The sequence below is a fragment of the Collinsella sp. OM06-18AC genome (assembly GCF_003438785.1).
In the GTDB taxonomy this organism is placed as follows: Bacteria; Actinomycetota; Coriobacteriia; order Coriobacteriales; family Coriobacteriaceae; genus Collinsella.
Genome location: NZ_QSTX01000011.1, coordinates 27,363 through 45,905, shown reverse-complemented (window position 1 = coordinate 45,905; position 18,543 = coordinate 27,363). Strand labels below are relative to the sequence as shown.

At 55.4% G+C, this 18,543-nt stretch carries 15 protein-coding genes and 1 pseudogene; 11 read left to right on the top strand and 5 right to left on the bottom strand.

The annotated features are described in order from the left end of the window. Positions 1-12: 12 nt before the first annotated feature. Positions 13-813 carry a Fe-S cluster assembly ATPase SufC gene (sufC, locus tag DXB86_RS07730; protein ID WP_117736725.1) on the bottom strand — a complete coding sequence of 267 codons (801 nt, stop codon included), beginning with the start codon at positions 811-813 and terminating at the stop codon, positions 13-15. Positions 814-1,033: 220 nt separating this feature from the next. On the opposite strand from sufC, the gene DXB86_RS07725 reads away from it, so the two are divergent. The 5 genes from DXB86_RS07725 to DXB86_RS07705 all read left to right on the top strand — a co-directional run bounded on the left by DXB86_RS07725 (position 1,034) and on the right by DXB86_RS07705 (position 5,931). Beyond that, complete coding sequence (locus DXB86_RS07725) at positions 1,034-1,465, top strand: Rrf2 family transcriptional regulator (RefSeq protein WP_117736724.1); 432 nt, start codon at positions 1,034-1,036, stop codon at positions 1,463-1,465. An 8-nt stretch (positions 1,466-1,473) separates the two neighbouring features. Further along, positions 1,474-1,761: a nucleotidyltransferase family protein gene (locus DXB86_RS07720; protein ID WP_089572006.1), complete on the top strand. Its 288-nt coding sequence runs from the start codon at positions 1,474-1,476 to the stop codon at positions 1,759-1,761. Next, a complete protein-coding gene (locus DXB86_RS07715) occupies positions 1,748-2,167 on the top strand; it encodes an HI0074 family nucleotidyltransferase substrate-binding subunit (RefSeq protein ID WP_117736723.1) in 420 nt (139 codons plus the stop codon). The genes DXB86_RS07720 and DXB86_RS07715 overlap by 14 nt, the downstream gene beginning before the upstream one ends. 128 nt (positions 2,168-2,295) lie before the next feature. Next, positions 2,296-3,921 carry a hypothetical protein gene (locus tag DXB86_RS07710; protein WP_117736722.1) on the top strand — a complete coding sequence of 542 codons (1,626 nt, stop codon included), beginning with the start codon at positions 2,296-2,298 and terminating at the stop codon, positions 3,919-3,921. A gap of 201 nt (positions 3,922-4,122) precedes the next feature. Next, entirely contained in the window at positions 4,123-5,931 is a 1,809-nt protein-coding gene (locus tag DXB86_RS07705; RefSeq protein ID WP_158555302.1) for an AAA family ATPase, read from the top strand. A 748-nt stretch (positions 5,932-6,679) separates the two neighbouring features. Here DXB86_RS07705 and DXB86_RS07695 read toward each other — a convergent pair. The 4 genes from DXB86_RS07695 to DXB86_RS07680 all read right to left on the bottom strand — a co-directional run bounded on the left by DXB86_RS07695 (position 6,680) and on the right by DXB86_RS07680 (position 10,345). Next, entirely contained in the window at positions 6,680-6,910 is a 231-nt protein-coding gene (locus DXB86_RS07695) for a hypothetical protein (RefSeq protein WP_117736719.1), read from the bottom strand. A gap of 2 nt (positions 6,911-6,912) precedes the next feature. Beyond that, positions 6,913-8,091, bottom strand: a complete 1,179-nt coding sequence (locus DXB86_RS07690) for a zinc ribbon domain-containing protein (protein ID WP_158555301.1) — start codon at positions 8,089-8,091, stop codon at positions 6,913-6,915. A gap of 138 nt (positions 8,092-8,229) precedes the next feature. Then, a complete protein-coding gene (locus DXB86_RS07685; protein ID WP_117736717.1) occupies positions 8,230-8,922 on the bottom strand; it encodes a hypothetical protein in 693 nt (230 codons plus the stop codon). Beyond that, positions 8,912-10,345: an AAA family ATPase gene (locus DXB86_RS07680; RefSeq protein ID WP_158555300.1), complete on the bottom strand. Its 1,434-nt coding sequence runs from the start codon at positions 10,343-10,345 to the stop codon at positions 8,912-8,914. The genes DXB86_RS07685 and DXB86_RS07680 overlap by 11 nt, the downstream gene beginning before the upstream one ends. A 350-nt stretch (positions 10,346-10,695) precedes the next feature. On the opposite strand from DXB86_RS07680, the gene DXB86_RS07675 reads away from it, so the two are divergent. From DXB86_RS07675 to DXB86_RS07650, 6 genes and pseudogenes are all read left to right on the top strand, one after another. Next, positions 10,696-10,896 (top strand): hypothetical protein, encoded by a 201-nt coding sequence (locus DXB86_RS07675; RefSeq protein WP_199411019.1) that lies wholly within the window; start codon positions 10,696-10,698, stop codon positions 10,894-10,896. Between the two features lie 357 nt (positions 10,897-11,253). Next, positions 11,254-12,216 (top strand): annotated as a pseudogene (gene rfbB, locus DXB86_RS07670) (dTDP-glucose 4,6-dehydratase). Positions 12,217-12,321: 105 nt separating this feature from the next. Further along, positions 12,322-15,720 (top strand): RICIN domain-containing protein, encoded by a 3,399-nt coding sequence (locus DXB86_RS07665; RefSeq protein WP_117736715.1) that lies wholly within the window; start codon positions 12,322-12,324, stop codon positions 15,718-15,720. 528 nt (positions 15,721-16,248) lie between these two features. After that, on the top strand, positions 16,249-17,565 hold the full coding sequence (locus DXB86_RS07660; RefSeq protein WP_147330832.1) for an RICIN domain-containing protein: 1,317 nt from the start codon (positions 16,249-16,251) through the stop codon (positions 17,563-17,565). Next, positions 17,526-17,630 (top strand): RICIN domain-containing protein, encoded by a 105-nt coding sequence (locus DXB86_RS10210; RefSeq protein WP_369831487.1) that lies wholly within the window; start codon positions 17,526-17,528, stop codon positions 17,628-17,630. Before DXB86_RS07660 ends, DXB86_RS10210 begins: the two co-directional genes overlap by 40 nt. A gap of 27 nt (positions 17,631-17,657) precedes the next feature. Then, on the top strand, positions 17,658-18,212 hold the full coding sequence (locus DXB86_RS07650) for a C39 family peptidase (protein WP_117736713.1): 555 nt from the start codon (positions 17,658-17,660) through the stop codon (positions 18,210-18,212). Positions 18,213-18,543 lie beyond the last annotated feature (331 nt).

The following is an 18,543-nucleotide window of genomic DNA, read 5'->3' as shown; positions in this document are numbered from 1 at the left end:
TGCGTCGCCCCTTTACGCCTGCTGCCCGGCAGCGGCGGCCTCGGCCTGGGCGCGCTGCTCGGCGGCCTCGCGCTCGAAGGTCTCAAAACCGTTCTTGTCGATCCAGGGGATGAGCGAGGCGTCGTCCTCGCGCACGATATGACCCTTGACCATAACGTGGACGCGGTCGACATCCAAGTGCTCCAGGATGCGCGTGTTGTGCGTGATGATGAGCATGGAGCCGTCGCAGCTCTTGCGGTAGGCGTCCATGCCGTGGCTGACGGTGGAAAGCGCGTCGACGTCCAGGCCGGAGTCGGTCTCGTCCAAGATGGCGAGCTTGGGCTGCAGCAGCAGAAGCTGGAGCATCTCGACCTTCTTTTTCTCGCCGCCCGAGAAGCCCACGCCCAGCTCACGGTTGAGGTAGGCGGTATCCATGTTAAGCTCGGCCGCGAGCTCCTTGACGCGACGACGGAATTCCTTGCCCTTCATCTCCAGGCCGGGGCGGCCGGCGATACTGGCGCGCAAAAAGCTCGACAGTGGCACGCCGGGGATCTCGACCGGGGCCTGGAAGCTCAGGAACAGGCCGGCGCGCGAACGCTTGTCGGTGCTGAGCTCGGTGATGTCCTGGCCGTCAAAGACGATACGGCCGTCGTTGACCGTGTAGACGGGGTCGCCCATGACCAGGTGACCAAGGGTGGACTTACCCGCGCCGTTGGGGCCCATCAGCACGTGGGTCTCGCCGGCGGCGACTTGCAGGTTGACGTTGTGGAGGATGGTCTTCTCGTCCACGGAGGCAGTCAGACCTTCGATGGAAAGCAGCGGATTTGCGCTCATGCTGTCCCTCTCTATGTATGGTGTACTCATGGGTGTACTAAACCCTAGGAATCTTCTCGGAATAAAGTTACTATGGGTTCGGCGTTAGTCAAGGGAAAACCCGACTAATCCACTCGACTTTTTAGATGAGGGACATAATAATCAGGTTTGTTTGTTCCGCTTGCATAGGATTTGGGACAAACAAGCCTGGTTTTGTCCCAGTAACGATGGGAGGGTAGGTATGCTCATTTCTTCCAAGGGCCGCTATGCCCTCCGACTGATGATCTATATCGCGGCGCTCGGTGACGCCGAGGGCAAGATTGCTCTGCGCGAGGTTGCCGACCGCGAGCGCATTTCGCAGAAGTATCTGGAACAGCTGGTTCGTCCGCTTATGAAGGCTGGCCTGCTTAAGAGCGTGCGCGGCAAGGGCGGCGGCTACATGATGGCCAAGGACCCGGCCGAGGTGCGTGCTGGCGACATCCTGCGCGCTGTCGAGGGCAGTACGGCTCCGGTGGCGTGCGACGGCATCGACAACAGCTGCGCCCGTAGCGATCTGTGCTCAACCGTCAAGTTCTGGCGCGGCCTGGACGACGTGATCGAAAACTACGTCGACGGCGTGACGTTGGCCGACCTTGCTGCCGTCCCCGAGATCAACTTCGACATCAAACTATAGGGCTGCAAATGACATCTCTCGACAAGGTGTATAAGCAAATTGAAGTTTTTGCTCGGGAATGTGACGCCGAGAAGGTTGTGCTGTTTGGTTCCCGCGCTCGAGGTGACAACTTGCCTAAGAGCGATATTGACATCGCCGTAGCAGGTTGCCGGGATTTCGGCCGGTTGTCATATTTGATCGAGGAGCGTCTTGATACTCTTTTAGATGTAGATGTCGTCAATCTCGACGAGTCCTTATCGCGTCAATTGCTCGATGAAATTGCCAGGGATGGTGTGATTCTGTATGAAAAAATATGAGAACTTTGTCAGCGCCTTGGCGAATCTTGAGGATGCGCCCAATCAGGATCTCAACAATGATTTTGTTCAGAGTGGTTTGATTAATAAGTTCAATCTTCAATTTGAACTGAGCTGGAAGCTCCTTAAGCGTCTGCTCGAGTATGAGGGCGCCACGCTTGCCGCGTCGGGGTCTCCTCGTGCCATCTTAAAGGAGGCCTACCGATTCTACGACTTTATTGATGAGGCGGCCTGGCTAGATATGCTCAAAGACCGCAATACGAACGTCCATATCTATGACAACAAGCTCGCTCAAGATTTGATTCAGCGCATCTTGAACGTATATATTCCCGCTTTTTGTCAGTTGAGGGACGGGCTGATGGAGCGATACGGCGAGCTTCTGATGGCGCCCGACGACCAGTTTGTTTAATTCCTTAAGTTTTCGCGGAGGGTTGTTGCCGTTTACCGAGGGGTTGTTGTGCAACAACGGGCGAGCTGCAATACTTACTTTTATCTTTGCAAACTGCACTTTAACTACACCAATGCAGGGAGGATTTTATGCAGCCCAAGCATTCTGCGATTGTCGCGGGCCTGACGCTGGCGCTTTCGTTTGGCGCCGTTACCGCACCCGCGCCCGCTGCCGCCGAGGAGCCCACGCCGGGCGTTGCCTCGGGTGCCACCGATATCGATAAGGGTCTCTATACCCAGCAGTCCTTCTCGGGCGTGCTGAGGTCGGTCCAGGGCGTTTCGTTTGTTAACGTTACCCCCGAGATGAAGTACTTTACCAAGTACGAGAGCCATGGCAACTATAACCAGGGCTTTTCGTATGGCGATGGCTATAACGCGCTGGGCTATTACCAGTTTGACCGCCGGTGGTCGCTCATTCCGTTTATGAGGCAGGTCTACAACTACGATTCTGCTAAGTACAGCATGCTCAAGGACGCGATCGATCGCGGCGGTGAGATTTCTAACGCGAACAACCCCATGTATGCGAACGGACAGCTCACCGAGCTGGGCCGCATTGCGCAAGAGGCCTTCCTGGGTGCGTATAACACCGATCCGGCTGAGTTCTCTGCTCTGCAGGATGCATACGCGTACAACTCGTACTATGCGGTGACGGAGTCGTGGCTTAAGAACGCTTTGGGCATTGACATTTCCGGGCGCGCCGATTGCGTCAAGGGCATGGTGTGGAGCATCACCAACATGTGCGGCACCGGTGGCTGCCAGGACTTTTTCCGTTGGGCGAATCTTTCCAGCAGCATGACCGACCGCGAGTTTGTGACGGCGCTGTCTGATAGCGTGGTCAATAACGTTGCGAAGAAGTACTCGAGCCAGCCCCAGTACCACGAGGGCTGGAAGAACCGCTATCGCAACGAGCTCAAGGACTGCTTGGTCTATATCGCCGAGGACGAGGCTGCCGCGGCAACGCCTGTGGAGCCTGAACCCACGCCGGCGCCCGGCCCGAGCATGGCGCCGGCCGCCCCCGCTGCACCAACGCCTGATGCCGATGGCGATGCGGGCGATAGCGGCGATACGGATACGCCCTCGACCGGTACGGGCAGCGATGATGCCGGTAACGGTGGAGCAACGTCTGGTGGCGCTGCGGCCGGCGATACTTCTGGCTCCACCGATGCGGGAACTTCCAACGGCTCCGGTGGCTCCTCTGCCGATGATGGCTCCTCTAACGGTTCTGGCTCCGATGCTTCTGAGGGTGGTTCGAGCAAGGGTTCCGATGCGGGCAGTTCTTCCACCGAGAACAAGCCCTCCGTTGGTGAGCAGCTTGGATCCGTGCTGGGCTCTCTGACAGCCGGTATTACGAGCGGCTCGCCCTCTGATGAGAATGTTTCTGGCGAGGCTTCTAAATCCGAGACGGTCGGCGAGGCTTCGACTGATGATGGCGCTAAGCAGGCAAAAGCTGAGCATAAGGACGGTGACGCTAAGCGGGCCAAAGCTGATCCTAAGGAGGACGACGAGAAGAACGTCGTTACGACCTCGACGACTACCACCACGACCACGACGTCCAAGTCTTCGGGTGGCAACATGCCCAAGACGGGCGACCTCATCGTTATGGCAAGCCTTGCCAGCGCGAGCTTGGCCACACTGGGTGCCACGTCTATCGTGAGCGGCAAGCATAAGCTCGACCAGCAGAACAAGGCTACCGGCGAGGATGGCTCCGAAGAGTAGCCTTTTGAGTCGTTTTTATAAGAGTTTTGGATGGGGCTCGGTGCGTTTGCATCGGGCCCCATTTTTGTTGTGCAACGATTTATTGCGTTCCTTTGGGGTATCTGTTGCTACCGTTGCCCGAAACGTTTGCGCGGAGATAACGTTGATGCTATGGCTGCTCGGTACAATGGGCATCGTGTTGCGTTTAAGGGAGAAGCTACGGTGTCTGAACAGGCGATTTATGGTGCGGGCACCAACGTTGGTGTACAGTTGCTCAATCGTTTGGATGATGGGCGGCTACCGGTCGACGTGCATGATTTTGCAGAGGCCATAAACCGATGTGTTCTGGTCGACAAGACCATGTTTATTGCCGATGTGCTAGATTGCGACGCGTCCGTCGTGGTGTGCTGCCGGCCCAAGGGTTTTGGCAAGAGCATGAATCTGTCGATGCTCAGGGCTTTTCTGGAGCGTCCCGCGGTCGGTCCTGCGGTCGATCGTGCTGGTCGGAGTTTGTTTGCCGATGCTCAGATTTGGGATGCGGGCGGTGGGCGCTATCGGGATGAGTGCGCGTGCTATCCGGTGATATCGCTGGATTTTTCTGGCGCTGCGAGGCGTGGCGCCACTGTTACCGGTGTGGTGCGTGATGCGTTTATGGGCGAGTGCGCTCGGCTGTTGGCATATCTGGAAGCTCCTGATTTGCCTCGAGGCAAGCTGCGCCACATCGAGCGCGTTGCGCGTGGCGTGGCAAGCGAGGACGAGATTGGCTTGGTGCTCGGTGTGCTTATTGAGTTGCTGGAGATGGCCTGCGATGAACAGGTTGTATTGCTTGTTGACGGGTACGACGTGGCGTGGTTGGGCTATGTGGGCGCGACGGACAATCGCGGCGCCGGTTTGACGGAGCGACTCGGTCGCGTGCTGTTCGATGCCATTGCCGCTGCGGGCGATTCGTTGCGACTGGCGTGCATGATGGGGGAGTGTCCCGGCCCTGCCGAGGCAGCGCTATCTGCGCGCAGTTGCTCGTATCGCCTGGCGACGCCGCTCTCGACATGGTGTGACCGGTGGTTTGGCTTTTCAGATGCCGAGGTTCGGGCTCTGTTGAGCCATGCTGGATGCGAGGAATGCTTGGATGATGCGCGTGAATGGCTCGAGGGATACCGGTTTGGCGGGGCATATTGCTCGAGTCCGGCGCGTGTGATCGGCTTTCTGGACCGTGGCTGCACGCCGCCCATGCGTGCCGACCTGTATGGGTATGCCGATTGCCTGAGTGAGGTAGTTGCCGGGTGGAATCTCGACCGCCTTTCGGCCTTGTTCGATTTGCTCGAAGCCCATGGATGCGTTGAGGTTCCGCTTCGTTTGGACGCCGCGGGGCCAGATGCCTTGCCTGACGACGACCCGTGGACGGCACTGTACCTGTCCGGTTTTCTGACGACGGATATGACCGAGGAGCCGGTAAACGGTGATCTGCGCCGCGCTCTGCGGCTGCCCAATAACGAGCTTCGCTATGTGCTGCGCTTGGTAATAATTGAGTGGTTTGAGTGCGCTGCCGAGGACGTTCGAGACATCGACGCGTTTCGCGACGGGCTGTGCCGTGGGGACGAGGATGCGGTGAGGCGGGCGCTGGGCCGTGTACTTGGAGATGCGGGAATCGGTGCGACTGACCCAGATGCGCCGTTGCCATATCACCTGCTCTTGCAGGGGCTCTGTTTTGGCTTGCCGGGCTATGCCAATCCTGCCTCGAGACGAACGTGCGGCGCGGATCGCTGGGATATCCAGGTATTCCCTACGGGTAATGTGTTCGATGTGGCCGACACGATCGGCATGCTCGACGAGCGCCCGCTGATAACGATCAACATGATTTACGACCCCGGTGTGGACGCGCTGGGCCTGGAGCTGCTGGCGGTGCACGCACTGCTCGAGATCGAGCGCAACGGCATCGACGAGATTCGAGTGCCACGACCCGGCGTTGGCCGCATGCGCTGGGGATTCGGGTTTGACGGGCAGCGTGTGGCCGCAGTGTGCCAACGGCTGTAGGGGGCGATGAGGTTCCTGCTACTTGTTAACCGCTGCCAGACGAATGAACCGTGCCCGTGCCGTCCTTCCACGACGTCGCCGGGCTCGACGAGCAGCCGCTCGCCGAGCCGCTCGAGTTATCCGACGGGCGCCGCTGCCGCCTGGACATCCCGCAGCCCGGGCTGCTCGAGGACGACTGTGCCGCGTTGCTGCCGCTGCCCACCGGTACAACGCCGGGCCCGCGCTCGCCGGCCGCGAGGTCGCCGTGGGACTGGGTGCCTTCGGCGTCACGCCGGTCGACCCCTCGACCGACGAGGTCGTGGCGACCTGCCCCCCGCGAGCGGGGCGACGCCCTGATGGACAGCGCCGACCCGACGCTGCAGCTCAGACTGCTGTGCATGCGCCCAGGCGGGCGCGGTTGCTCAGGCAGGCAAGGGTCCCCGTGCGCAAGTCGGCCTAGGGGTTCGACTGGTCGCACGTGCGGTTCCCCGAGGGCTGGGGCCGCGACGACATGCACGTTCCTCTCGGACATCGCGATGAACATCGCGAGCATGGACTACTAGTTCTACTGCTTCGCTGGCTGCAGGAACCTCGTTACGATCTACGTGGACTCCACCTGAGCGCTGCCGAGCGGTGCGAGTGGCCTGTACACGTTCTACAACTGCACCCTGATCGTGGGCGGCTGCGGCACGGTGTACAGCAGCTCAAACACGAGCTATGCGTACATGAGGATTGACTCGGCAAGCGTGGCTGGTTATTTGACAGTGGCCTAGTGTTTAAGAATTGTACCCACGGCTTTCTTCGCCACTGGCACAGCCTTGTCTTTAACGATTGGGCCTATCGCGTCTTTCGCCATTACCAGTGCGCCGACGCCTAATGCTGCCATACCGACGCCTGCCAGCTTGGCCTTTTCGGCGGCTACGCCCTTGTGGTATTCGCAAATGGGCAGCTTAGAGCCTTCTGGCAGTTCCTTCTTGCAGACGATGCATCTAGCAGCCATATCTACCCCTGCCCTTCTTCTGCCTGATTTTCAGGGGCATCTTCTCCAACCACCAGATGCACCTCATCAGGTTCTTGCGCCACTTTCCGCAGGGATTCGAGAACGCCGCCCTCAATCAAGCCGGCGCGCTCCTCGCGGCCCCCAATCTGCAGTCCAACAACGGAACCCGATAACTGAACGAAGCCTCTCACTATGTCGCCTCTGTTGCCCTTGCTGTATGAGTTGAGCAAGCGCAGGGTGTCCTTCTGCTCGAGTTTGTTTTCCAGGATGAATTGCTTGAACTGTTCGAGCGCGGCATCTGCAGCTGCTGGCTCCTCAAGGACGCGATAAGCTGCATACTCTGTCTTGGCCATAAGAGCAATCACCGTGAGGTCGACCATGGCAGTGTTTGCTGCCTTGCCCCAGTCCCTGGCCTTGCCCTGCTTGCCCATCGCCAGAGAGAGTTCTGCCTGGAAGTTGCCCTGCAGGGTGCAGCGCGCCTGCGTGGCCGATGACGCGATGTCCATTATCTTGATCTCGCGCAGCCGCGAATCTTCGATGAGCATGGCCTGCTGCAGTTGTTGCCAGGCGCTCTCGGCCAATGCGATACGGTCTGCCTGGTTCTCGATGCGCAGCGCCTCAACGTTGGCGGCGACGGCCTCGATGGCATCCATGATGTTCGCCATCATCACTTGCATCTGCACATCCACGATTGACTGCGTCATATCTTGCGGAAACTGTTCGGCCTTAATCCTTGCCTTCTCGTATATCTGGCCCGTCTTCACGCTCCTGAGTTGTGGCAGCAGGTCACCGGTCTTCTTCTCGACCGAAAAAACCAGCTCCCCACTCTTCATAAGCTCTTCAGCTGCCGCACTAAAATCAGCGACATACTTCGTGTCTCCTCGATTGGCGAGCTTCTTGATGATGTCATAGATGGCTGGCGCGAACTTAGCCATGGTGTCGGCGTCCGAGAGGAATTTCACGAGCGATTCGTTCGTTTGAGCGGGTATCAGATTCATGCCATTGTCGAACACCGTCGCCTCCAGCACCGTTACCCTAGGAGGAAGCTTTGCTGGAGACAAAGAGCTAATCGGTACGATTGCCGCCTCATCGCTTTGTGTCGCCGTAAAGCCACAATGCGGGCAGGTTGATGCGCTCGAGGATATCTTCGCGTGGCACTCTGGGCAGAAGATTAACGACACAAGGTCATCCTCCCTAAGGTTAAATAATCAAAACCCGTGAGCAATCATGACGCCACAGGCCCATTTACGGGAAATGGAATCCTCGGCGCCGCTGCCTCACATGTGTGCAAATCCTACCACCATCATGCGACGCCAAACTTATTCATCGTTCGCCGTCGGAAAGCATAGGCCAAGATTCGTGTGCCTATCTATGGAATTAAGACCCTGTCTGATGTATTCCCACGTTTCCTTACGATCACCCGCCACCGAGAAATCTGAGTCATTGATGAATGAGATGAATGCCTCGATATCGTTCCGGTACTTGTGGGCAAACGCTAACGAATCCTTACGCTTATCTGAGTCATGGCTATTGAGCTTGTTGTACAAGACGTGGTCTAGATTGCACGACATGTAGATTGCAAGGTACGGTATGCCGCCTATGGCAGGCTCTAACGCTAGCCTGTCCATGTTCGCGCTCTTTCGTCTATTCCGATCGATTATTTGCTGCCGGTTGGCTGCGATGATCTGCCCTGGATTGTAAACGGTCTTCGGAACCGTAGCCAGCTCTGTCACCGCATTGTCTGAAACGTAGGCGCCGTCGGTGTCCATGAGGTGCACGACCTGTAGCATGTCTGCTTTGCGAAGACGGTACGTGCTCATGTGGTCCTTGATGAAAGCGTTGACCTTGCGCACGATGTTTTGAGGTGTGGCGCCATTTTCCGCGGTTACATCGCCGTGGACCACATAGACGTAGACCTCATCTTGGTCGAAGACCTTTGATAAGATCACGGATAATGCGGACTGATCGGATGGACCCTCGACGATGAAGAGGACGACCTTCTTACTCTCCACTAGTAACACCCGCCTCAATGAACGCGAGTTCGATCTCGCCGTTGTGTGTCGGCTCGTAGAGTTGCTCCTTTTGTCCGCCGAGAACGATATCCCTGTAGTAGAAGTCCCTTAGGTTGTTGGAGGACTTTACGTTGGCCATCCTGGCATACCTCTTTGCCGGGTTAGTGGTGGTGAAGGCAATGAAGCCACGATCGATGGTTTCAAGTGGCCTCAGGTTGTGGCAGGTGAATATGAGCTGGCCCTGACCGTGTTCGGACACGATGCTGAGCAACTCGCCCAAAAGGTACTCAAACACGCCAGAATCAATCTCATCGATCACAACCGTCACAGAGGGATCGTTGAACATGAGTATGAGGAGGTGGAGGAAGGACACGATGCGCTTGATGCCCTCAGACTCGCAGCTGAGGGGGATGGTCTTGCCGTTGCGCACAGAGACGAGCTGGACATTAACCCCAGTATCACCGCTCTTCATAACCTCCGCGCCAAGCTTAAGAAGTGAGACCTCAAGACCTGGAATGAGTTCGCGAAGGACGATGTTCATGTTCTCTATGGCAGTGTTCACTGGCTCATAAATACGCTCGGGTATTGTCTGTGCGCCACTCATAGGCAGTATGGCTCCACCGCCCGTTATCTTCTTTCCCCCAACAACACGGAATGGAAAGGGCAGCGCATCGAGAGCAAGCATTCCTACATCACGAGTATTCAGCACGAACATTTGAACTGCCGCAAACCTCTCCAGGGCGTTCAGTGCGTTCATAGCATCTTTGACCGTCTGAGAGGGGGCTCCCTCATCCTTATTCTTTTCACGGATGGTCTGTTTTAGCTTTTTTGAAAAGATGAATGAGCGAGACTCACGATACGCCAGCCTCTTCTCGACCGTCAGCTCGACGCCCTCTTCTGAGTCTTTACCTATGAGCTGTTTGTATTTGGCAGCGGGACCAAAAGCACCGTTGCCAGACGTGTCAATCAGTGTTGTCATACGGGACTTCTTGCCAGGCGTGTCATTAGCCACGGCAAGCCGCTCGTCAAACACTAGAAGCACGAATTTCTCGCCTTCTTCAGGTTGGTCTTCGGTTTCGCTTAGCTCCGCAACATCGCTTTTCACTTTAAATGAATAGACCACGCGATAGGCATTGCTGCCGTCAGGCTGGCGGACGCTCAGCTCGCATTCCACGATACCAAAATCCGCGTCAACACTTACCAGTTGCGCGAAACGCCTATCGAGCCTGCGCCCCATCATGCACTGTTGAGCCATCTGAAGGGCGTCGACAAGCGTAGACTTGCCAGAGCCGTTCTGCCCGTACATTCCGAGCACGCTGGCCCCTTCCGGACGACGGGAGTTGGAGAAAGACACCTCCCCATGCCCAACGTTCTTGAGGTTATCTATTGAAATCCGTTCGAAGCGGATAATTGGAGCAGCCATGAGTTCTCCTTTCTGTGCCATATAAACAGTCTAGGGAAAACTCAATTCAAACACAAGATTCGAAATATATAATATCGTTTATCAATTTGATAGCCTCTTCTTCGGCAGACGAGCAACTGAGTAAAGCCTACTTATCTAGACGAGCTCTACAAACCGATAAACGCAGGCCCTAAGACAATCGTAGAGGGCTAATTATGGAAACACTGCGAGCTCGATATTGAGGGATGCGAGAGGGCCTCCAGCATTCGCGCTGGAGGCTGCGAGCGCAACCACGTCGAGATAAGGAAGCTGCTGCCCAAGGCGCCGGCCTCAGGTTCGACCGGCTCTCCCCGGCCGACCCGGCGTTCCCGATGCCGCACGTGAACTCCGAGCCCCGCGGCGCGCTCGGCTTCGCGACGCCCGCCCGCGCCTTCAGGGCGATGCTCGGTGACGACGCGGCGGCGCTGCCGGGCGCCTACGGCGTGGAGGACGTGCCGCTCGGCGAGCTCGATCTGACGCCGGGGCTGATAGGGTGGGCGCGCGCGGAGAGGGGCGATGCCCCGCTGTCCTAGCCTAAGGGGAAACTGAATAGACAGACCGGCCGTCCGGCTGAGTCTGGGAAGAGGTGCCGGGCGGAGAGCGGGGACGGCCGCCGGACCCATCGAAACACATCTCCACTTTTCCTTCAACTGGGAAAATGCCGCCCCCCGGGGCCCGGGAGGGGCCTCGGGGGCGTTCGGCTTACTGCGGGAACGGCCTATCCGTTCAATGTGTTCGGCTGAGATCGGAAATCAACCGGCTCGATACGTGTTTTACCGCATTGCTGTAGCGCTCTGGGCCCGCATGCGAATTGGGTCGCGGCTGCCGGCCAAGTTGCTCTCCGCGATGTCACTGAATTGTGGGAGAATTGGTCAACAATAGCTGGGGGGATGGCGGTGCGTATAGCGTCACCATATAAAAATATTCTTGTGACGGGTGGTTGCGGTTTTTGCGGATCCGCCTTCGTCTGTTTTGTCGTGGACAGCGCTCCCGATGTGCACGTTACCGTTTTGGATAAGCTTGCCTACGCTGCAGACCTCGATAGCATCGCCGGGTTGTCTAAAGATGGGGTTGAGCTTGTCGTGGGGGACGTTTGCGATTCGAATCTTCTCGAGCGATTGGTTCCGGGCCATGATGCCATCGTTCACTATGCTGCCGAGTCTCATAACGACAATTCAATTGCCGACCCCGCGCCGTTTATTGCGACGAACATTGAGGGCACGTATACGCTCCTTCAGGCGGCCCGTGCATTCAATGTTCGCTTTCATCACATCTCGACCGATGAAGTGTTTGGTGATCTGGCGCTTGACGACCCTCGTAAGTTTACCGAGGAATCGCCGTATCGGCCTAGCAGTCCGTACTCCAGCTCTAAGGCCGCATCTGATATGTTGGTAAGGGCCTGGTCACGCACGTATGGCCTTAAAGCGACAATCTCAAATTGCTGCAATAACTACGGCCCACACCAGCATTCTGAGAAGTTCATCCCGCATTCGATTGCATGCATTCAGCGCGGCGAGCGTCCTAAGTTGTACGGCGATGGCTTGAATGTACGCGACTGGATTCACGTGGAGGATCATGCTCGCGCCGTTTGGTCCATTTTGACTAAAGGAGCGGTGGGGGAGACGTATCTTATCGGTGCTAATTGAGAGCATAGCAACCTCGAGGTTCTTAGGACCATTCTTAAGGCAATGGGGCAGAGTGAGGATTACGTTGACTGGGTGAGGGATCGCCCGGGACATGATCGACGTTACGCAATAGATGCGAGTAAGCTTCGGCGCGAGCTTGGCTGGACTCCGATTCACAATGACTTTGCAGCAGAGGTTTCACGGCTATGTTGCGAAACGCCTCTTTAATTTGGCTGACCTTTCGGGGCCTAGCCCTTGCTGTTCACGAATCTTTTGACGACGAAGAAGGCTTCTTGCCATAAAGTGTAATAAACTTCGCGAGAGGGGACGGCTATGGGCAATTGGAAAGCCTTATTTGTTTCGGTATTTAGCGCGCTACTGCTGGGGTGCTGCCTTGTTCCTGCGTTTGCAGAAGATGCTGCAATTACTAATCAAAATGGAAGCTCTGCTATAGCTATGGAGCAGTCGAACGTTCCTGACGATGCTTCTGGTGTTCATTCGGCCTTGGACGACGTATCTGATTTCGAGGCATCGGATACGGCTGATGCTGTGGCGCCGGGGAAGCTCGGGTCCGTCTATGATCTTGCTTCCGAGCACGTCGATGACCTTGCGGATGGGTTGTACACTTTTGGCTCTTCGGTTAACAGCAATTTTGTACTGGATGTTCCTGGTGGCACGGCGTCTGCGGGCAGAAAGCTACAGCTGTACAGTGGGAACAAGACGAATGCTCAGGTCTGGCGAGTGTCTCATGATCAGAATGGCTTTGTTGTCATTGCTTCTGTCAAGGGTTGCATGCTTGATGTCTCCGGCGGCAGTGCGAGCAATAGAAATCCCGTTCAGCTTTGGTCCGATAACTGCACCCTTGCGCAGCGTTGGATTGCAATTAAAGAGGCCGATGACAGCTACACCTTTATTTCGGCGCTCAACCAGTCGTTTGCCATTGACGTGGCGGGTGGAGTTGCCGCAAATGGCTCTGCTGTGCAGTTGTATCAGGCAAATGGTACGGCAGCTCAGCGATGGGTGCTAACGCCTGCCAAAACTGAGCAGCAGCAGCTCGATGATCGGGCGGCGGCGCATCTCGCTGACCTTCCCGATGGAACATATGCCATGTTGGCTTCGAACGACTCGTTTGCTCTGAAGTCGGTTAGTGGCTCTTTGTCATTCGGTGCATTTGCTTATTCTTGGGTTCAAACGTTCGATGTCTCAACTACGTCGGACGGGTATCGCACCATTGCGATTCATGGTGTTGGCGCGGTCCTGGACGCGACGGGTGGGAATGATGCCAACGGCACGAAGCTGCAGGGCTATTCTGCCAATGGAACCAAGGCCCAGAAGTGGATTATTGAGAAAGACGGCGAGCGCTTTCGAATTGTGTCGGCTTTGAATGGGCGGAAGGTTGCTGACATCCCCGGCGGATCGATTTCCTCTGGTGCGGGGCTTCAGCTTTATGACGTAAATGGAACGGCTACCCAATCCTTCTACTTTGTGAATCCGACGGCTGTACGTTCCGAGCTCGATAAGCTCGCTTCCGATAACCGAGAAGTTGTCAAAGACGGGGACTATGCAATTGCAGCCGGTCCAAATTTGTCTCGAATGGTTCTCGATGTTGTCGGCGGTTCAACTTCGAGCGGTGCAAACGTGCAGTTCTATCAATCGAATGCGACTGCCGCTCAGCGTTGGCGTGTTTCGCATGACGATGACGGCTACCTCACGATAGCGAATGTAAAGTCTGGCAAAGTTCTTGATGTTTCCGCGGGTTCAACTTCTATGGGAACGAACGTCCAGCAATACACGGCTTGCGGTGACGCGAACTATGCGCAAAAGTGGATTGCGGTGCCGAATGGCGACGGAAGCGTTCGACTTCTTTCTGCTGTTTGGCAACAGCGTGCACTTGACGTTGCCGGCGGCTCTCTGAACTCTCGGACAAACGTGCAGCTATATGCTTCGAATGGAACTGCCGCGCAGCGCTTCACTTTTATTGCCGCAAACCCTGCGTCAGTTGACCCGTGCGATGACATTTTGAAAGACAAGGGTTGGTGCGTTATTTCGCCCTCCTCAAATGGCTCTGTTGCCTTTGACGTTGCCGGTGGATCATTGAAGAACGGGGGCAACGTTCAGGCATATTCCTGCAATGGCACGCTGTCCCAGCTATTTAAGGCTGAGTATCGAGACGGTTACTATGTTCTGCGTAATGCTGGTTCCGGTAAGGTGCTCGATGTTGCAGCGGGCGACGTTGTTCCGGGGACGAATGTCCAGCAGTGGGATGAAAGCCCCAACGACAACCAGCTTTTCAGCGTCACTGCCAATGAAGACGGAAGCTATTCGTTCATCAATAAGGGCACAGGGCTCATGCTCGCTGTGTCCGGTTCAAATCTGGTTGCTGCCACGCCGGGAGATTCCGTCCAGACGTCGTTTGTTTTTGCCGAGCAAGAAGACTTGCTGAGCGAAGGCCTTTATGAAATCTATCCGTCTGCAAATTCCTCCTATGTGCTTGATGTTGCGGGTGCATCTGTTGACTCCGGCGCTAACGTCCAGCTCTATGCCAACAATGGTTCCTTCGCCCAAAAATGGCTGCTTAAAAAGGTGGATGGAACGAAGAATACCTATACGTTTGAATCCGTTTCCTCAACTAACAGACTTGCTGTTTCCGGTACCAATGTTTGCACGATGGCACCGGCAGATGTGAAGGCGCAACAATGGGTAGCGCGAATCGATAGCAATGGTATTGAGTTTGTGTCTGCGGATGACCAAGGCCTTTCGCTTGATGTGAAGGGCGGTAATTATGCATCGACTTCCAACGTTCAAGTCCACTCCTCCAATGGTTCTGCTGCGCAGAGATTCCGTCTGCGCGCTACTTCGGCAACCATCGACAATGGTACGTATTTCATCCGAATGGCTTCTCACGCGGGTTCGGTCTTAGATGTTTCTGGCGGATCGTACTCGGACGGTGCAAACGTTCAGATTTGGCAGAACAACGATTCGGGTGCTCAAAAATGGAATTTCTCTCGTAACGGTGATGGGTCTTACACAATCATTAATGCCGCTAGTGGTAAAGCTCTGGACGTAAAAGACGCCGTCGCGTCTTCTGGGTCAAATGTCCAGCAATGGTCAAAAAACGGAAGCGCTGCTCAGCGTTGGCATATTGACTATGTTCCCGGTGGTTTCAAGTTGTCTTCCTCTCTCAGCGGAGCCTTTGTTGTTGATGTTGCGGGAGGTAATACGGCAAACGGGACGAATGTTGCTCTATATGCGAGCAACGATTCGAAGGCGCAACGCTTTACGCTCAAGGCGACTACGTATGTTCAACCGTTGCCCGCTGATCAACAAGCAATGTATAACCGTGCACAGTGGTACAACAGCAACACGGAGTGGTTGATTTTGACTGATACTGTCGGATGCCGTACAGGTATTTTTAGGGGTTCTCGCGGCAACTGGAAGTTATGGTCTTTCTGGCAGTGCGCTCCTGGCAAGAATGAGTCGCCGACCGTGCTGGGTGAGTATTCCGTTTACGGAAAGGGCCTTTCGTTTGGGCATGGATATACCTGCTGGTACTACACACAGTTCTACGGTGACTATCTGTTTCACACGCAACCCTGCTATACGGGAACGTTTAATGTGATGGATCCCGCTATGGGGCAACGCGCATCTGCGGGATGCATTAGGCTTACAACGGACCATGCAAAATGGATTTACGACAATATTCCCTACGGAACGAAGGTCGTTAATTACTAAGACAGAAGGCGGAACGCGTACTGCGTTCCGCTTTTTTGCGCAAAGATTTGCATGATACGCATAACCGCGATTAAATGAATCTTGAGCACGGCAGTTTTGCTATGTGCACCTCGCATGATTTGATGGTCGAGTCATGCGAGTTGTTTGTGGCAACAGATGTTGTGTTACTGGAATTGGCGAGGCTGTCTGGGGGGATGTCATGCGTCATAAAAAGCGCGTTTGCATGCATTGCAAACAGGGCTCTTGTTGGGCCTACTTCTAATATTGCCCGTCGTTCTTAAATCGGGTTCGACTGCCTTTGCTGAAGTCTCTCCGGCTGGTCCATCGGCGGAAGAGGCTGTGAAAGCTGAAGACGTGAATGATTCTTTTCGGGATTCGTCTTTGGGCGATTCTGCTCATGACGACAGCGCGACCGATGAAGACGCGGGCGTCGAGTCTTAATCTTCTGCCGAGGCAGCTGATCTGTCCAGCTACTCGACCCTCGATACGGGCACCTATTTCTTAACCTCGACTTTGTCGGGGCATCGCGTGCTCGACGTCGCCGGTGGATCGATGGGTGCCGGCGTGGCTATACAGCTGTATGGAAGAAATGAGACGGCTGCTCAAAACATTCGTTTTGTTTCAACTGCGCCCGATGTGCCTCCGTGCGATGATTTTGGCCTTGATGGCTGGTTTACCATTTCGCCGATGGCTGATTCGGCTTGCGTCTTCGACATTGCTGGAGGCTCATCTTCCAACGGGGCTAATGTCCAGACCTATGCCGCTAACGGCACGTTTGCGCAGGACTTTAAGTTTGTCTACGACAACGGGTATTACTGCATTGTCAATGCTCAATCTGGTAAGGTCCTCGATGTTGAAGGCGGCAACCTGTGCCCGGGAACCAATGTTCAGCAATGGAGTGAAAATACCAACAACTCTAATCAATTGTTTTCTATCGTGCGTAACGATGATGGCTCGTATACGGCGACCAACAAGGCAACGGGTCTGGTTTTGACCGCAAATAACGCTAACGTATATGGCGACGTCCCGTCTGATTCATCGTCCCAGCGTTTGGCGATCACCAAGGTGACCTCGCTCTTGCCACAGGGCTTCTTTACCATCTCGAGCGCGTCTTCCGCTTCAGCCGTTCTAGACGTTTCGGGCGGCTCGGTGAGCGATGGCGCCAACGTGCAGTTCTATGTATCCAATAGCTCGGTCGCGCAAAAGTGGAAGGTTGCCAAGGTCCCCGATCGCGACAACACCTATACCGTTGAAAGCTTGCTTTCGGGCAGGGTGCTTACCGAGGATGCCAACGGCAACGTGTGCGTGCGCTCTTTTAACAATAGCGATTCCCAGTTTTGGACGGCGCGGATTTACAACGGCGGTGCCGTTTTTGTAAACGTTGCAAGTGGCAATGTGCTCGGTACGGCATCTGGCTCCAGCAACAAAGGGACTAATATTTGCGTAATGCCTTTCAATGGTGTTTCTGATCGGTCGCTAATGTTGTGGAGCTGCTATCTGGTTGATTCGGGCACCTATACCATTACTGCTTCCTCGGACCGTTCCAAAGTGCTGGATGTTGCAAGCGGCTCGCGTTCCAATGGTGCCAATGTTCGCTTGTGGTCATCGAATAATACCGGAGCGCAAAAATGGGCCATTACAGCGAACCCGGACGGAACCGTTTCGATTCAAAACTGCAAAAGTAAAAAATACCTCGATGTCGCTAACGCTCAGGCTGTTTCGGGTGCCAACGTTCAGCAGTGGCAGGGAAACGGTAGGCCGCTCAGCGTTGGCGCGTTGCGTATACGGGCGGCGGCTCCTTTACCATTTATTCCGCACTCAGCGATAGTCTCGCCTTGGACATAAGCGGGGGAGTGCTAAGCGATGGTGCAAATATCCAGATCTTCACCTCTAACGGCAGCGAGGCGTAGGGGTTTGCTTTTAGGCAAACCACGTATGTGCCTGAAGCGGTGGATTTGGCCGTTCCTGTCTATAACCAGTATGCTGCTGGCCTGCCCAAAGGCTGTGAGTCCGCCGCCCTCACTAACGTGCTTAACTACTACGGATTTGGCGTCGGGCCGTGTGAGATGGCTGATCGTTGGATTCCGCGGAGCTCTTGGGACTTTGTCTGGTGCTTCTGGGGCAATCCCCATAGCTACAACAATGGCAACGAAATCTGCGCGCCCGGTCTCAACAGGGCTGCGAACAACTTTCTGGCGAGTAGGGGTAGCAAGCTGAGGTCATACGATGTTTCGGGTGAATCTCTCTACGATCTCTGTAAGTATTTGGACGATGGCTATCCCGTCATTATTTGGACGACCGTTCATCAGGGCAACGTGGGCAATATCTATGCACGGCAGGGTGGCTATTTCGCTTGCTCAAATTCGCACACGGTGGTTCTGAAAGGCTATGACCCCCAAATGAATAAGGTTATGCTGTCCGACACGATTGACGGCTACACCACGTATGATTTGGATTGGATTGCTTGGGTCTACAAACAGCGAGGAGCGTAGGCAGTCGTCATTAAGTAATCAACCACCACTTTTTTGTTGATCATATGAACTATCATAGATTCAATGGTAATTTGGATTGGGAGTCCGATATGAGCTGCAGTCGATATGCCCGTGGCCTGGCCGCTTTATCAGTTGCGGTTTTGGCTACGGGTCTTTTGTTTTCGCCGTTGGCGACGTCTCAACTTTTTCCCGAGGATGCACCTTTGGCAAGCGGAGGCACTCGACAGCTCGCTGAGCCCGGTAATGGACGTATGATTGATTTATGGCCTAATCAGGGCGTTGGTGTACATGGCGTTTGCGAGCGCGGAAACCCAATTGGAGCCGGTCGTCC

Coding starts and splice junctions, on each gene's coding strand:
- sufC (WP_117736725.1), bottom strand. CDS start 813: ATGAGCGCAAATCCGCTGCTTTCCATCGAAGGTCTGACTGCCTCCGTG.
- DXB86_RS07725 (WP_117736724.1), top strand. CDS start 1,034: ATGCTCATTTCTTCCAAGGGCCGCTATGCCCTCCGACTGATGATCTAT.
- DXB86_RS07720 (WP_089572006.1), top strand. CDS start 1,474: ATGACATCTCTCGACAAGGTGTATAAGCAAATTGAAGTTTTTGCTCGG.
- DXB86_RS07715 (WP_117736723.1), top strand. CDS start 1,748: ATGAAAAAATATGAGAACTTTGTCAGCGCCTTGGCGAATCTTGAGGAT.
- DXB86_RS07710 (WP_117736722.1), top strand. CDS start 2,296: ATGCAGCCCAAGCATTCTGCGATTGTCGCGGGCCTGACGCTGGCGCTT.
- DXB86_RS07695 (WP_117736719.1), bottom strand. CDS start 6,910: ATGGCTGCTAGATGCATCGTCTGCAAGAAGGAACTGCCAGAAGGCTCT.
- DXB86_RS07680 (WP_158555300.1), bottom strand. CDS start 10,345: ATGGCTGCTCCAATTATCCGCTTCGAACGGATTTCAATAGATAACCTC.
- DXB86_RS07675 (WP_199411019.1), top strand. CDS start 10,696: ATGCCGCACGTGAACTCCGAGCCCCGCGGCGCGCTCGGCTTCGCGACG.
- DXB86_RS07665 (WP_117736715.1), top strand. CDS start 12,322: ATGGGCAATTGGAAAGCCTTATTTGTTTCGGTATTTAGCGCGCTACTG.